This window comes from Pseudomonas sp. Pc102 (assembly GCF_018408275.1).
GTDB lineage: Bacteria > Pseudomonadota > Gammaproteobacteria > Pseudomonadales > Pseudomonadaceae > Metapseudomonas > Metapseudomonas tohonis.
The window spans coordinates 1,264,988-1,279,389 of sequence record NZ_AP021905.1 but is presented as its reverse complement, the minus strand read 5'-3'; the positions used below and the strand labels follow the sequence as shown (position 1 = coordinate 1,279,389).

The following is a 14,402-nucleotide window of genomic DNA, read 5'->3' as shown; positions in this document are numbered from 1 at the left end:
TTTCAGCACCAGCCCGTTTCCCCGGACTGAAGTCCGGGCACATCCGAGCCACCTGGGCGGAAATTGCGGCCCTGGATGGCGCAAAGAAAAAGCCCCGCATCAGCGGGGCTTTCTCATTGCGGTGCGATCAGATCGCGCCGCGACTGCGCAGCAGGTCGAGTACCGCCTTGACGCCCTCTTCCACCGACTGGCTCTGGGTATCGATCACCAGGTCGGCATTCAGCGGCACGTCGTAGGGGAAGGACTCGCCCGGGATGTTGTCCTGGTCGGCCGCGTAGAGCCCTTGCGGGTCACGCTCGCGGCAGACCTGCGGGGAGGCCTGGACGTATACGGTGATCAGGCGATCGCTGCCGATCAGCACCTTGGCCTGTTCACGTCCCTCGGCGTCCGGCGCGACGAAGGCGGCCAGGGTCAGCAGGCCGGCTTCGTTGAACTGGCGCGCCACATGGGCGGCACGGCGCCAATTCTCGGTGCGCCCGGCGCGATCCTGCGGCAGGCCCTTGTTCAGGTCGTGACGCAGATTCTGGCCATCGAGGACGTAGACCGCGCGGCCCATGTCGAACAGCTTGCGCTCGACGGCATAGGCCAGGGTGCTCTTGCCGGCGCCGGAGAGGCCGCTGAACAGCACGGTGGCCGGTTTCTGGCCGAAGCGCGCGGCACGCTCCTCGGTGGAAACGTGGGCAGACTCGCCATGAATGCCCTGGCCACCGGCAGCAACCGGCGCGGCGATGATCATGCCGGCGCCGACGGTGCCGTTGGTGAGGCGGTCGATGACGATGAAAGCGCCGGTGGTGCGATTGCGCTCATAGCCGTCGAGGGCGATGGGCGCATCCAGGCTGACCTTGACCTTGGCGATCTCGTTCAGTTGCAGGTCGCTGGCGGCCCCCTCTTCCAGGGTATTCACGTCCACCTTGTGGGTGATGCTGGCGATGGAGCCCGGCACATAGCTGGTGGCGCGCTTGATGTCGTACTTCTTGCCCGGGAGCATCGGCTCCTCGGACATCCACACCAACATGGCCTCGAAGCCGTCGGTGACCTGCGGACGGTTGTCGGCATGCACCAGCATGTCGCCACGGGATACGTCGATCTCGTCTTCCAGGGTCAGCGTGATGGCCTGGCCGGGGCCGGCCTGCTCCAGCTCGCCTTCGAAGGTGACGATGGACTTGATCTTGCTGCCCTTGCCCGAGGGCAGCACGACGACCTCGTCGCCCTTGTGCACGATGCCGCTGGCCAGGGTGCCGGCGAAGCCGCGGAAGTTCAGGTTGGGGCGGTTGACGTACTGCACCGGGAAGCGCATGTCGTCGAAGTTGCGATCACCGGAAACCTCGACGGTTTCGAGGATTTCCATCAGCGACTGGCCGGTGTACCAGGGCGAACGCTCGCTCTTGTTCACCACGTTGTCGCCCTTCAGCGCCGACATCGGCACGAAGTGGATGGAGGTCGGGTTGAGCTTGATGCGCTCGGCGAACTGCAGGTAGTCGGCCTTGATCGACTCGAACACGCCCTGGTCGAAGTCCTTCAGGTCCATCTTGTTGATGGCGACGACGATGTGCTTGATGCCCAGCAAGGACGCGATATAGCTGTGGCGGCGGGTCTGGGTCTGCACGCCGTAGCGGGCATCGACCAGGATGATCGCCAGGTCGCAGGTGGACGCGCCGGTGGCCATGTTGCGCGTGTACTGCTCATGGCCGGGGGTGTCGGCGATGATGAACTTGCGCTTGGCGGTGGAGAAGTAGCGGTAGGCGACATCGATGGTGATGCCCTGCTCGCGCTCGGCCTGCAGGCCATCCACCAGCAGCGCCAGGTCCACTTCGTCACCCGTGGTGCCGACCTTCTTGGAATCGCGGGTGATGGCTTCCAGATGGTCTTCGTAGATCATCTTGGAGTCGTGCAGCAGGCGCCCGATCAGGGTGCTCTTGCCGTCGTCGACGTTGCCGCAGGTGAGGAAGCGCAGGAGTTCCTTGCGCTCGTGCTGGGCCAGGTACGCGAGGATGTCCTGGCTGATCAGATCGGATTGATGGCTCATTTCACTCAAGCTCCAAGCTGCAAGCCTCAAGCGGCAAGCTCGTCGGCGTCCAGCTAGACAGAAATTTTGTTGATCAACCCCGTGAGCATTCTCGACAGCTCGCGGGTTTCGACTACCCAATCAGCGGCAAGCGATTCCGCTATGTACCCGATTTCAGCTCCGATCATCAGCTGGGTTCGCAGCTCACCGCAGGATGCCTTGGCTATCCACAGATACCGGCATTTCTCCTTGGCGCTTCCGCGTTCCATACCCTCGGCGATATTGCTGGGTACGGACAGCGCCGAACGGGTTACCTGATCCTTGAACCCGGCATCGCGGCACTCCGCGAACGCCCTGTAGATGCTTACCGTGAGCTGCTTGGATCTTCGCCAGACATCGAGTCGCTCGAAATCCATTCGAACTCCAATCTTCCCTGCTTGAAGCTTGTCGCTTGCTGCTTGCAACCGCTTTCTAGAAATACCCCTGCCGCTTTTTCTCTTCCATCGAACCGGCGCCGTCATGGTCGATGACGCGGCCCTGGCGTTCGGAAGTCCGGGTCAGGAGCATTTCCTGGATGATGTCGGTGAGGCTGGTGGCCTCCGACTCGACCGCACCGGTCAGCGGGTAGCAGCCCAGGGTGCGGAAACGCACCATGCGCTTCTCGATGCGTGCCTTCTCTTCGTCCGAGAGGTGCTCGAGGATGCGGTCGTCGTCGATCATGATCAGCGTGCCGTTCTTCTCGATGACTTCGCGCTCGGCGGCGAAGTACAGCGGCACGATCGGGATCTGCTCCAGGTAGATGTATTGCCAGATGTCCAGCTCGGTCCAGTTGGAGAGCGGGAAGACGCGGATCGACTCGCCCTTCTTGACCTTGCCGTTGTAGACGTTCCACAGCTCGGGGCGCTGGTTCTTCGGGTCCCAGCGGTGCTTGCTGTCGCGGAAGGAGTACACGCGCTCCTTGGCGCGGGATTTCTCCTCGTCGCGGCGGGCGCCACCGAAGGCCGCATCGAAGCCGTACTTGTCCAGGGCCTGCTTGAGGCCCTCGGTCTTCATGATGTCGGTGTGTTTGGCACTGCCGTGGGTGAAGGGGTTGATGCCCTGTGCCTTGCCCTCGGGGTTCACGTGGGTGATCAGCTCGAGGCCCAGGTCGGCGACCATCTTGTCGCGGAACCGGTACATCTCCTGGAACTTCCACTGGGTATCGACGTGCATCACCGGGAACGGCAGCTTGCCCGGGAAGAAGGCCTTGCGCGCCAGGTGCAGCATGACGGCGGAGTCCTTGCCGATGGAGTACAGCATCACCGGGTTATCGAATTCGGCGGCCACCTCACGAATGATGTGGATACTTTCCGCCTCCAGCTGTTTCAGGTGCGTCAGTTTGTCGAGCATGGCTACTCACGGATTTCTTATCTGATACGACGGCCTGCGGGCCGTGGACGAGGGCGCACTCTAGCACAGCGCCTGCTTCTATTCAGGAGCCCACTTAGAACGAAACGATCTAGCTTTATACCTGCCGGAATGGGCGCTCGGAGGCCCCTTTCCTAGATGGGATTGGGGCAATCGATGAACAGGTGTTCGATGGCGAAACGCCGCGCCAGGTAGTCCCCCAGCGCCTGCACGCCATAGCGCTCGGTGGCGTGGTGGCCGGCGGCGATGAAGCTGATGCCGTTTTCCCGCGCACTGTGGAAGGTCTGCTCCGAAGCCTCGCCGGTCAGGTAGAGATCGACGCCGGCGGCGATGGCCGTGTCGATGTAGCCCTGGCCGCCGCCGGTGCACCAGCCGATGCGGCGGATCATCTCCGGGCCCTCCACCAGCAGCGGTTCGCGACCGAGCACATCCTGCACGCGGCGGGCGAAGTCGCGTGCGGTGAGGGGCTCGGCCAGGGAGCCGACGAGGCCGACGGTGCGAGGGTTGTCCGACTCCAGCGGACCTTCGACGACGATGTCCAGCTGGCGGGCGAGCTGCACGTTGTTGCCCACTTCCGGGTGCACGTCCAACGGCAGGTGGTAGGCCAGCAGGCTGATGTCATTGGCCAGAAGGGTCTTCAGGCGCCGCTGCTTGATGCCGACTACGCAGGGGTTCTCCCCCTTCCAGAAATAGCCATGGTGCACCAGCACCACATCGGCCTCGGCTTCCACCGCCGCATCCAGCAATGCCTGGCTCGCGGTCACCCCGCTGACGATGCGTCGAACCTGCGGCCGCCCCTCGACCTGGAGGCCGTTTGGGCAGTAGTCCGAGATCCGCGAAGCCCCGAGAAAACGCTCCGCTTCCTCCACCAGGGTGGTCAGTGCAATGGCCATCTGCCTCTCCTCACAAGCTGTTGCGAGCGGCTATTTTATTGGCGGCCGCCCCGTATAATGGCGCCACCTTAAGGGGCACCCTCGCCCCTCGCAACCCTCAGGATTCCCCTCGATGCTCAAGGCCCTGCGTTTCTTCGGCTGGCCCCTGCTTGTCGGCGTACTCGTAGCACTGCTGATCATCCAGCAATACCCCGAGCTGGTGGGCCTGCCCCGCCAACAGGTGCACCTGCAGGAAGCGCCCAAGTACAGTTTCTCGCGCCAGGGGCCGGAATCCTACGCGGAGGCGGTCAACAGCGCCTCCCCCGCCGTGGTCAACCTCTACACCACCAAGGTGGTGAGCAAGCCGGCCCATCCGCTGTTCGAGGACCCGCAGTTCCGCCGCTTCTTCGGTGACAACCTGCCCCGCCAGCGGCGCATGGAATCCAGCCTGGGCTCGGCGGTGATCATGAGTCCCGAGGGCTACCTGCTGACCAACAACCACGTCACCGCCGGCGCCGACCAGATCGTGGTCGCCCTCAAGGACGGCCGCGAGACCCTCGCCCGCCTGGTGGGCAGCGACCCCGAGACCGACCTCGCGGTGCTCAAGATCGACCTCGACAACCTGCCCGCCATCACCCTCGGGCGCTCCGACAACATCCGCATCGGCGACGTCGCCCTGGCCATCGGCAACCCCTTCGGGTTTGGCCAGACCGTGACCATGGGCATCATCAGCGCCACCGGCCGCAACCAGCTCGGCCTCAATACCTACGAGGACTTCATCCAGACCGACGCCGCCATCAACCCGGGCAACTCCGGCGGCGCGCTGGTGGATGCCGGCGGCAACCTGATCGGCATCAACACCGCGATCTTCTCCAAGTCCGGCGGCTCCCAGGGCATCGGCTTCGCCATCCCCGCCAAGCTCGCCCTCGACGTGATGAAGGCCATCATCGAGCACGGCCAGGTGATCCGGGGCTGGCTCGGCATCGAAGTGCAGCCCTTGACGCCCGAACTGGCCGAATCCTTCGGTCTCGAAGGCCGCCCGGGCATCGTCATCGCCGGCATCTACCGCGACACCCCCGCGCAGCGCGCCAACCTGCAGCCGGGCGACATCATCCTCAGCATCGACGGCGAGCCCGCCGGCGACGGTCGCCGCTCCATGAACCAGGTGGCGCGTACCAAGCCGGGCGAAAAGGTCAGTGTCGAGGTGATGCGCAACGGCAAGATCATCGAGCTTTCCGCCGAGGTGGGCCTTAGGCCCCCGCAACAGACCGCACCCGCGGACAACGACTGACCCGAACGGCGCCTGATGGCGCCGTTCTTGTTTCTGTCCTCAACACCCTCTCCCTCGAACGCAGCAGATGAAAGATGAAAAAATAAAATGTTATGTTATTACATCTTTAACGCCCTGAGACCCACCGACAATGAAGTCACGCAGCATCGCCTCGGTCGCCGGACTGGCACTTGGCCTGGCCAGCGGCAGCGCCCATGCCAACCCGCTTGAACTCGAAGAAATCACCATCGAATCACGCCACGAACGCGCCGACGGCCCCGTCACCGGCTATCGCGCCACCCGATCGGCGAGCGCCACACGAACCGACACCGACCTGCGCGACGTCTCACAATCCGTCGCCGTCGTCCCCGCGCAGGTGCTGGACGATCTCGGCACCACCCGCATCGACCGCGCGCTGGATTTCGCCGGCGGCGTCTCCCGGCAGAACAACTTCGGCGGCCTGACCTTCCTCAACTACAGCGTGCGCGGCTTCACCACCGGCGAGCTGTACAAGAACGGCTTCGCCATCAACCGCGGAAGCTACAGCTCGCCGGACGCCAGCGGCATCGAGCGCATCGAGGTGCTCAAGGGCCCGGCGGCGAGCCTCTATGGTCGTGGCGACCCGGGTGGCCTGGTCAACATCGTCACCAAGAAGCCCGAGGAGGAAGCCTTCGCCCGCTTCCAAGCCAGCGCAGGCAGCTGGGACCGCTACCGCAGCAGCCTCGACGTCAACACGCCGCTGGACGACGCCGGCACCCTGTTGTCGCGCATCAACCTCGCGGCGGAGGACAACCAGGGCTTCCGCGACCACGTCGGCAGCGAGCGCCTGGTGATCAGCCCGTCCCTGAGCTGGCAGCTGAGCCCGGACACGCGCCTGCTGATCGAGAGCGAGTTCGTGCGCCATGAATCGGTGTTCGATCGCGGCATCCCCGCCCCTGGCAACCAGCTCGGCACGGTCAAGCGCTCCACCTTCCTCGGCGAGCCCAACGACGGCGAGATCCGCAACCGCAACCAGATGCTGCAGGTCAGCCTCGAGCACTACCTGAACGACGACTGGAAGCTGCGCCTGGCCAACCACTACGCCCAGGGCCACCTCGCCGGAGACTCCTCGGAGACTTCGCGCCTGTCTGGCGACCTCGTCAGCCGCTTCTACCGCCAGCGCGATTTCGAGTGGAACACCAGCATCACCCAGGCCGAGCTGCACGGCAGCTTCGCCACCGGCACCTGGCAGCACCAGACTCTGATCGGGCTCGAGTACGAGAACTACCGCAACAGCCAGAAGTACCCCCAGAGCGACCCCCTGTTCAGCTACGGCGTGGATATCCACAACCCCATCTACGGCCAGCCCAAGCCCGCGCTCACCCGCAAGAACGACTTTTTCGAGCGGGTGGAAAGCCATTCTCTGAACCTGCAGGACCAGATCGCCTTCACCGATCGGTTGCGCGGGCTGGCCGGCGTGCGCCTCGAACGCTTCGGGCAGGCGGCGCTGGACCGCTCCACGCGCATCCGCAACGCCCAGCACAAGGATGTCGTCACCCCGCGTCTCGGGTTGCTCTACCAGCTCACCCCGGAAGTCGGCGTGTTCGCCAACGCCTCCACCTCGGTCAAGCCCAACGCCATCAGCAGCCAGGGCACGGTGTTCAAGCCGGAGAAAGGTGTCGGCTATGAGAGCGGGGTCAAGCTGGACCTGCTCGAAAGCCGCCTTGGCGCCACGATCGCGCTCTTCCATATCGAGAAGGAGAACGTGCTGACCGCCGACCCCAGCGACCCGGGCCAGAACATCGCCGCCGGCAAGGCACGCAGCCAGGGCCTGGACATGCAGGTCGCCGGCCAGCTCACCGACGCCGTCCGCCTGATCGGCGCCTACGCCTATATCGATGCCGAGGTGACCGAGGACAACACCCTGCCCGAAGGCAGCCGCCTGCTCGGTATCGCCAGGCACAGTGGCAGCCTGATGGGGGTCTACGAGTTCCAGGACGGCTGGCTGCGCGGCGCGGATGTGGGCGCGGCCGCCAACCATGTCGGCGATCGCTCCGGCCAGGCCGGCAGCGCCTTCGAACTGCCCGCCTACACCACCCTCGACCTGCTCGCCCACTACAAGGCCAGCGACGACCTCAGCATCGGCCTGAACCTCAACAACGTCTTCGATCGCAAGTACTACGAGCGCTCCTACAACAGCGTCTGGGTACTGCCCGGCGACCCGCGCAACCTGACCCTCAGCCTTACCCTCAACCTCTGACAAGGACTCCCCCATGCGACTCCACAGCAAACTGCTGCTCACCGCCGCCCTCGGTGCCCTGCTCGCCGGCCAGGCGCAGGCCCACGGCCTCTGGACCGAACAGCGCCGCGGCAACATCGAAGTGATTTACGGGCACGGCGCCGAGGACGACGCCTTCAAGGCCGAAAAGGTCAGCGGCGCCTGGGCCTATGACGCAGCCGGCAAGATGATTCCGGTCACCATCCAGCGCCTGGACGACCACGCCCGCCTGCAACCGCTGACGCCGCCTGCCAGCCTCGCCGTGGCGCTGGACAACGGCGCCTGGTCGCAGACCGCCGACAAGCAGTGGATCAACAAGGGCCGCGACCAGGTGAAAGACGCCGTCGCCTCCATCCACACTTGGAAGTACAGCCTGGCGATCTACCGTGAAGGCGCGAAGCTGCCGACGATGGAGCGCCTGCGACTAGTCATCGTGCCGCAGGTCGACCCGCTTGCCGTCGGTCCGGGCAAACCGCTGCCCGTGCAGGTACTGATGGACGGCAAGCCGGCGGCGGGCATCGAGCTGTTCGGTGACTACCGCAGCGATCCGCACACCGTCAGTGCCACCACCGATGCCCAGGGCAAGGCCAAGGTACTGGTGCGCAACGCCGGCCTCAACGTGATCGCCGCCCAGGCCACGGTGAAGAGCGGCAAGGACCCGGAGGCGGAGGAGCACGGCTTCTTCACCTCGCTGACCTTCGTCGGCGAAGCGCATCACGAGTGACGGGCCGCACCCGTCCATGAAAAAAGCCGAGGCGGTTTCCCGTCTCGGCTTTCTTGTTCGCGGCCCCGCAATCAACCGGCGTCGAGCGCGTCCAGCAATGCCTGGTTCTGCTCCGGCGTACCGATGGTGATGCGCAGGAACTGGGCGATGCGCGCCTGCTTGAAGTGACGCACGATCACGCCCTTCTCGCGCAGACCGGCGGCGATGCCCGCCGCGTCCTTGTCCGGGTGCCGGGCGAAGACGAAGTTGGCCGCCGAAGGCAGCACCTCGAAACCACGCTTGGCCAACTCGCTCACCACCCACTCGCGGCTGTCGATGACCTTGCGGCAGGTTTCCTCGAAGTAGGGCCTGTCTTCGAAGGCGGCGGCGGCGCCGGCGATGGCCATGCGGTCCAGCGGGTAGGAGTTGAAGCTGTTCTTGATGCGCTCCAGGGCCTCGATCAGGTCCGGGTGCCCCACCGCCAGGCCCACGCGCAGGCCAGCCAGGGAGCGGGACTTGGACAGGGTCTGGGTTACCAGCAGGTTCGGGTAGCGATCCACCAGGGCGATGGCGCTCTGGCCACCGAAGTCGATGTAGGCCTCGTCGACCACCACCACCGAATCCGGGCTGCCCTGCAGCAGCTTCTCCACGGCCTCCAGCGCCAGCAGGCAGCCGGTGGGGGCGTTCGGGTTGGGGAAGATGATGCCGGCATTGGGGCGCGCGTAGTCCTCGACGCGGATCTGGAACTGCTCGTCCAGCGGCAGCGCCTCGAAGGGGATGCCGTAGAGGCCGCAATAGACCGGGTAGAAGCTGTAGGTCACGTCCGGGAACAGCAGCGGCCGGCCGTGCTGGAACAAGCCATGGAAGATATGCGCCAGCACCTCGTCCGAGCCATTGCCGACGAACACCTGGGCGGTCGTCACGCCGTAGTGCTCGGCCACCGCCTGCTTGAGGCGGTCGCTGTTCGGGTCCGGGTACAGGCGCAGGCTGTCACCCAGTTCCGCCTGCATGGCGGCGATGGCCTTCGGCGACGGGCCGTAGGGGTTCTCGTTGGTGTTCAGCTTCACCAGGTTGGCGATCTTCGGCTGCTCGCCCGGAACGTAGGGCACCAGCTCCTTGACGAAGGGACTCCAGAATTTGCTCATCGTCATTCTCCCTTGATCCGGTATTCGGCGCTGCGGGCGTGGGCGGTCAGCGACTCGCCACGGGCCAGCACGGACGCGGTCTTGCCCAGCTCGGAGGCACCTTCGGCCGAGCAGAAGATAATCGACGAGCGCTTCTGGAAGTCATACACACCCAGCGGCGAGGAGAAACGCGCGGTGCCGGAGGTGGGCAGCACGTGGTTCGGGCCGGCGCAATAGTCGCCCAGCGCCTCGGCGGTGTAGCGGCCCATGAAGATGGCGCCGGCATGGCGGATCTGCGGCAGCCAGGCCTGCGGGTCGGCGACCGACAGCTCCAGGTGCTCGGGAGCGATGCGGTTGGCGACGGTGATCGCCTGTTGCATGTCGGCGACCTGGATCAGCGCGCCACGGCCGGTGAGGGAGGTGCGGATGATCTCGGCACGTTCCATGGTCGGCAGCAGTTTCTCGATGCTGGCGGCCACCTTGTCGAGGAACTCGGCATCGGGGCTGACCAGGATGGACTGGGCGTCTTCGTCGTGCTCGGCCTGGGAGAACAGATCCATGGCGATCCAGTCCGGGTCGGTCTGGCCGTCGCAGACGACGAGGATTTCCGAGGGACCGGCGATCATGTCGATGCCCACCTGGCCGAACACGTGGCGCTTGGCGGTGGCGACATAGATGTTGCCGGGGCCGACGATCTTGTCCACCTGGGGCACGCTCTCGGTGCCATAGGCCAGCGCTGCCACGGCCTGGGCGCCGCCGATGGTGAAGACGCGATCGACGCCGGCCACGCAAGCGGCGGCGAGGACGATCTCGTTGATCTCGCCACGCGGGGTCGGCACCACCATCACCACTTCGGCGACGCCTGCGACCTTCGCGGGGATGGCGTTCATCAGCACGGACGACGGGTAGGACGCCTTGCCGCCCGGCACGTAGAGGCCGGCACGGTCCAGCGGGGTGACCTGCTGGCCCAGCACGGTGCCATCGGCCTCGGTGTAGGTCCAGGAATCCTGTTTCTGTTTCTCGTGGTAGAGGCGCACGCGCTCGGCGGCGGTCTCCAGGGCCTGGCGCTGCTCGGCGGTGATGCGGGTCAGGGCCAGTTCCAGGCGCTCGCGCGGCAGGATCAGGTCGGCCATGGAGTCGACGGCCAGGCCATCGAAACGCTGGGTGAACTCGACCAGGGCGGCATCGCCGCGCTCGCGCACGGCCTTGATGATGTCGAGGACGCGCTGGTTGACCGACTCGTCGGATACGCTTTCCCAGCTCAGCAGATGATCCAGATGACGGGCGAAGTCCGGATCAGCGGCATTGAGTCGGCGAACAGCGGTTTGAACGGTCATAGCGGGCCTCATTATTGGCAAATGCTCGGGCGCCGCTAGAGTAGCAAGCCCACCGTGCGGGCACCCGAGATTATTGGCTATGACACGGATAGGCGGGTGCGGCCGGGGCCGCACGGGTGTCAGTCGTGGTGTCGCGACTCGACCGCCTGGCGCAGGGTGTCGATCAGCGCCTGGATACGGGCGTGCTGCATCTTCATCGAGGCCTTGTTGACCACCAGGCGGGAGCTGATGGTGGCGATCAGTTCCTGGGGTTCCAGGCCATTGGCGCGCAGGGTGTTGCCGGTGTCGACCACGTCGATGATCTTGTCGGCCAGGCCGACCAGCGGGGCCAGCTCCATGGAGCCGTAGAGCTTGATCACTTCGACCTGGCGACCTTGTTCGGCGTAGTAGCGCTTGGCGACGTTGACGAACTTGGTGGCCACGCGCAGGCGCCCCTTGGGTTCGGGCACGCCGACCGCGCCGGCGGTCATCAGCTTGCAACGGGCGATGCGCAGGTCCAGGGGCTCGTACAGGCCCTGGCCGCCGTACTCCATCAGCACATCCTTGCCGGCCACGCCGAGGTCCGCCGCGCCATGCTCGACATAGGTCGGCACGTCGGTGGCACGGACGATCAACAGGCGCACGTCATCCTGGGTGGTGGGGATGATCAGCTTGCGGCTCTTGTCCGGGTTCTCGGTGGGGACGATGCCCGCTTCCGCCAGCAGCGGCAGGGTGTCGTCGAGGATGCGGCCCTTGGATAACGCGATGGTGAGCATGGAACTGGATGTCCTTGGCTTCGGCCCTCTGCGGGCCCTTGAGGGAGCATGCGGGCCGACCGGCAGCGGTCGGCCCGAGCGTCACCTAACCCGGCACGCGGCGGATCTTGGCGCCGAGCAGCTGCAGTTTTTCCTCGATGCACTCGTAACCACGGTCGATGTGGTAGATGCGGTCGATCAGGGTGTCGCCCTCGGCGACCAGGCCGGCGATGACCAGGCTGGCGGACGCCCGCAGGTCGGTGGCCATGACCGGAGCGCCCTTGAGCTGCGGAACGCCGGTGACGATGGCGGTGTTGCCCTCGACCAGGATCTGCGCACCCATGCGGTTCATCTCATAGACGTGCATGAAGCGGTTTTCGAACACGGTCTCGATGACCGCGCCAGTGCCTTCGGCCACGGCGTTCATGGAAATGAACTGGGCCTGCATGTCGGTGGGGAACGCCGGGTACGGCGCGGTGCGCACATTGACCGCTTTGGGGCGGTTGCCCTTCATGTCCAGCTCGATCCAGTTGTTGCCGGTGCTGATGTGGGCCCCGGCCTCTTCCAGCTTCAGCAGCACGGATTCGAGGATGGTCGGATCGGTGTCCTTGAGCTTGACGCGGCCACCGGTGGAAGCGGCGGCCACCAGGTAGGTGCCGGTCTCGATGCGGTCGGGCATCACGCTGTAGCGCGCGCCGCCGAGGCGCTTCACGCCGTCGATGATGATGGTGTCGGTACCGGCGCCCTGGATCTGCGCGCCCATGGCGATCAGGCAGTTGGCCAGGTCGACCACTTCCGGCTCGCGAGCGGCGTTTTCCAGCACGGTACGGCCGTTGGCCAGGGTGGCGGCCATCATGATGTTCTCGGTACCGGTCACGCTGACGGTATCGAAGAAGAAGTGCGCGCCACGCAGGCCACCGGCCGGTGCGCGGGCCTTGATGTAGCCGCCGTCGACGTCGATCAGCGCGCCCATGGCCTCGAGGCCGCGGATGTGCAGGTCGACCGGGCGGGAACCGATGGCGCAGCCGCCGGGCAGCGCCACTTCGGCTTCACCGAAGCGCGCGACCATCGGGCCGAGCACCAGGATCGAGGCGCGCATGGTCTTCACCAGCTCGTAGGGCGCGACCAGGGTCTTGATGGTGCTGGCGTCGACTTCGACGCTGAGCTTCTCGTCGATCACCGGCTGCACGCCCATGCGACCGAAGAGTTCGATCATGGTGGTGATGTCGTGCAGGTGCGGCAGGTTGCACACGGTGACCGGAGTATCGGCCAGCAGGGTGGCCGCGAGGATCGGCAGGGCCGAGTTCTTGGCGCCCGAAATACGGATTTCGCCATCGAGGCGTTGGCCGCCGGTAATAATCAGTTTGTCCATTTGGAATCTCGTCGCCCGTAGGCTCAGGAACGCTCGGCCCAGCCAGCGAGGCTGAAGAATTTCATGGTGACCGCGTGGATGCTGCCATCGGCGATCCAGGCGTTCAGATGGGCATAAACCTGCTGCTGGCGCTTGACCGGGCTCATGCCGGCCAGCTCGTCGCTGATCAGATTCAACTGGAAGTTGCAGCCTTCCCCTTCAACTACCACCTCGGTTCCGGGCAGCTTCGCCTCCAGGAGGCTTTTCACTTCTACGGCCTGCATGCTCAACCTCAATCGGCGCCCTACGCGCGCGGGTCGGCCATGATACAAAAAAGCCCTCCGCCTGCGAACCCCGCGCGAGCAAGGTCTGACGGAGGGCTTTCGACGTCTTTCACACTTCCAGCGGCAGCAGCTCGTCGAGCCCGGAGACGCCGGCGATCTGCCGCATGTCCTCGGGCAAGGCGCGGATGCTCAGCGTCTTGCCGGTCTTGCGTGCATCCCGCATGAAGGCCAGCAGCAGCGACAGGCCGACGCTGCTGGACTTCTCGACGCCAGAGCAGTCCAGCACCAGGTCGCTCAGGCCGTGCTCGCGGATCAGCCGAGCGCCGGTCTCGCGCAATTCGGGGCCGCTACGGAAGTCCAGCACGCCGGAGAGCTTCAACTCCCCGCCAGTGCCGGCGCTGAGGGTTGCGTCACTCATGACCGGCGGCCTTCTGGCCTTCCTCGGTCTGCTTGGCCTTGGCCACCACCTCGGCCCAGCCGTCGATGGTCTTGTCCAGGTCGTTGCCGTTCTTCTGCATGGTGTCGGCGAACTGGTCGCGGAACAGCTTGCCGATGTTGATGCCGTTGATGATCACGTTGCGCAGCATCCACTGGCCATCGAGGTTGACCATGGTGTAGGACACCGGATAGACCGTGCCCTTGCTGTCCTTCACTTCCATGCCGACGCTGGTGCGCTCGGGATCTTCCTGCTTGGCGGGCAGCACGCGGATGTCCTGGTTGTCGTACTCCAGGAGGGCGTTGCCGTAGAACTGCATCAGGCTGCGCTTGAAGTTCTCCTGGAAGCGGGTCATCTGCTCCGGGGTCGCCTTGCGCGAGTATTTGACCGTCATGATGCTGCGGGAGATGCCATCGGCATCCACCACCGGACCGAGGATATTGTTCAGCGCATCGTAGAAGGCGCCCGGGTTGCTGCGGTACTGCTGCTTGTTGGCCTTGAGGTCGCTGAGCAGCTTGTCGGTGGTCTGCTGCACCACATCGCGCGCGCTCGGCGCCGCGTTGGCCAGCAGGGGCAGCGCGGCGAGCAGAACCAGCAGGCCGTTACGCATTGCTTTGATCAT

The 14,402-nt window shown here is 65.2% G+C and carries 14 protein-coding genes; 3 read left to right on the top strand and 11 right to left on the bottom strand.

Features of this window, described 5'->3' with window-relative positions:
* Positions 1-127 precede the first annotated feature (127 nt).
* The 4 genes from cysN to PHLH3_RS06035 all read right to left on the bottom strand — a co-directional run bounded on the left by cysN (position 128) and on the right by PHLH3_RS06035 (position 4,305).
* Positions 128-2,026, bottom strand: a complete 1,899-nt coding sequence (gene cysN, locus PHLH3_RS06050) for a sulfate adenylyltransferase subunit CysN (protein WP_213628569.1) — start codon at positions 2,024-2,026, stop codon at positions 128-130.
* Between the two features lie 53 nt (positions 2,027-2,079).
* Positions 2,080-2,421 (bottom strand): four helix bundle protein, encoded by a 342-nt coding sequence (locus PHLH3_RS06045; protein ID WP_111262485.1) that lies wholly within the window; start codon positions 2,419-2,421, stop codon positions 2,080-2,082.
* A 55-nt stretch (positions 2,422-2,476) separates the two neighbouring features.
* On the bottom strand, positions 2,477-3,394 hold the full coding sequence (cysD, locus tag PHLH3_RS06040) for a sulfate adenylyltransferase subunit CysD (protein ID WP_021217853.1): 918 nt from the start codon (positions 3,392-3,394) through the stop codon (positions 2,477-2,479).
* Between the two features lie 152 nt (positions 3,395-3,546).
* A complete protein-coding gene (locus tag PHLH3_RS06035) occupies positions 3,547-4,305 on the bottom strand; it encodes a Nif3-like dinuclear metal center hexameric protein (protein ID WP_213628568.1) in 759 nt (252 codons plus the stop codon).
* A gap of 112 nt (positions 4,306-4,417) precedes the next feature.
* On the opposite strand from PHLH3_RS06035, the gene algW reads away from it, so the two are divergent.
* The 3 genes from algW to PHLH3_RS06020 all read left to right on the top strand — a co-directional run bounded on the left by algW (position 4,418) and on the right by PHLH3_RS06020 (position 8,535).
* A complete protein-coding gene (gene algW, locus PHLH3_RS06030; RefSeq protein WP_173173184.1) occupies positions 4,418-5,575 on the top strand; it encodes a Do family serine endopeptidase AlgW in 1,158 nt (385 codons plus the stop codon).
* A 130-nt stretch (positions 5,576-5,705) separates the two neighbouring features.
* Positions 5,706-7,793: a TonB-dependent receptor gene (locus tag PHLH3_RS06025; protein WP_213628567.1), complete on the top strand. Its 2,088-nt coding sequence runs from the start codon at positions 5,706-5,708 to the stop codon at positions 7,791-7,793.
* 13 nt (positions 7,794-7,806) lie between these two features.
* The gene (locus PHLH3_RS06020; protein WP_213628566.1) at positions 7,807-8,535 is read left to right on the top strand and encodes a DUF4198 domain-containing protein; all 729 of its coding nucleotides are present in this window, start codon (positions 7,807-7,809) and stop codon (positions 8,533-8,535) included.
* 71 nt (positions 8,536-8,606) lie between these two features.
* Here PHLH3_RS06020 and hisC read toward each other — a convergent pair whose 3' ends face one another.
* From hisC to PHLH3_RS05985, 7 genes are all read right to left on the bottom strand, one after another.
* On the bottom strand, positions 8,607-9,659 hold the full coding sequence (hisC, locus tag PHLH3_RS06015; RefSeq protein WP_213628565.1) for a histidinol-phosphate transaminase: 1,053 nt from the start codon (positions 9,657-9,659) through the stop codon (positions 8,607-8,609).
* A 2-nt stretch (positions 9,660-9,661) separates the two neighbouring features.
* Positions 9,662-10,975: a histidinol dehydrogenase gene (gene hisD, locus PHLH3_RS06010; RefSeq protein WP_213628564.1), complete on the bottom strand. Its 1,314-nt coding sequence runs from the start codon at positions 10,973-10,975 to the stop codon at positions 9,662-9,664.
* Between the two features lie 119 nt (positions 10,976-11,094).
* Positions 11,095-11,730 (bottom strand): ATP phosphoribosyltransferase, encoded by a 636-nt coding sequence (gene hisG, locus PHLH3_RS06005; RefSeq protein ID WP_111262492.1) that lies wholly within the window; start codon positions 11,728-11,730, stop codon positions 11,095-11,097.
* Between the two features lie 85 nt (positions 11,731-11,815).
* The gene (gene murA, locus PHLH3_RS06000; RefSeq protein WP_043241471.1) at positions 11,816-13,081 is read right to left on the bottom strand and encodes a UDP-N-acetylglucosamine 1-carboxyvinyltransferase; all 1,266 of its coding nucleotides are present in this window, start codon (positions 13,079-13,081) and stop codon (positions 11,816-11,818) included.
* 23 nt (positions 13,082-13,104) lie between these two features.
* Positions 13,105-13,344, bottom strand: a complete 240-nt coding sequence (locus PHLH3_RS05995; protein WP_173173194.1) for a BolA family protein — start codon at positions 13,342-13,344, stop codon at positions 13,105-13,107.
* Between the two features lie 109 nt (positions 13,345-13,453).
* Positions 13,454-13,762, bottom strand: a complete 309-nt coding sequence (locus tag PHLH3_RS05990; RefSeq protein WP_213628563.1) for an STAS domain-containing protein — start codon at positions 13,760-13,762, stop codon at positions 13,454-13,456.
* Complete coding sequence (locus PHLH3_RS05985) at positions 13,755-14,402, bottom strand: ABC transporter substrate-binding protein (RefSeq protein WP_173173198.1); 648 nt, start codon at positions 14,400-14,402, stop codon at positions 13,755-13,757. The genes PHLH3_RS05990 and PHLH3_RS05985 overlap by 8 nt, the downstream gene beginning before the upstream one ends.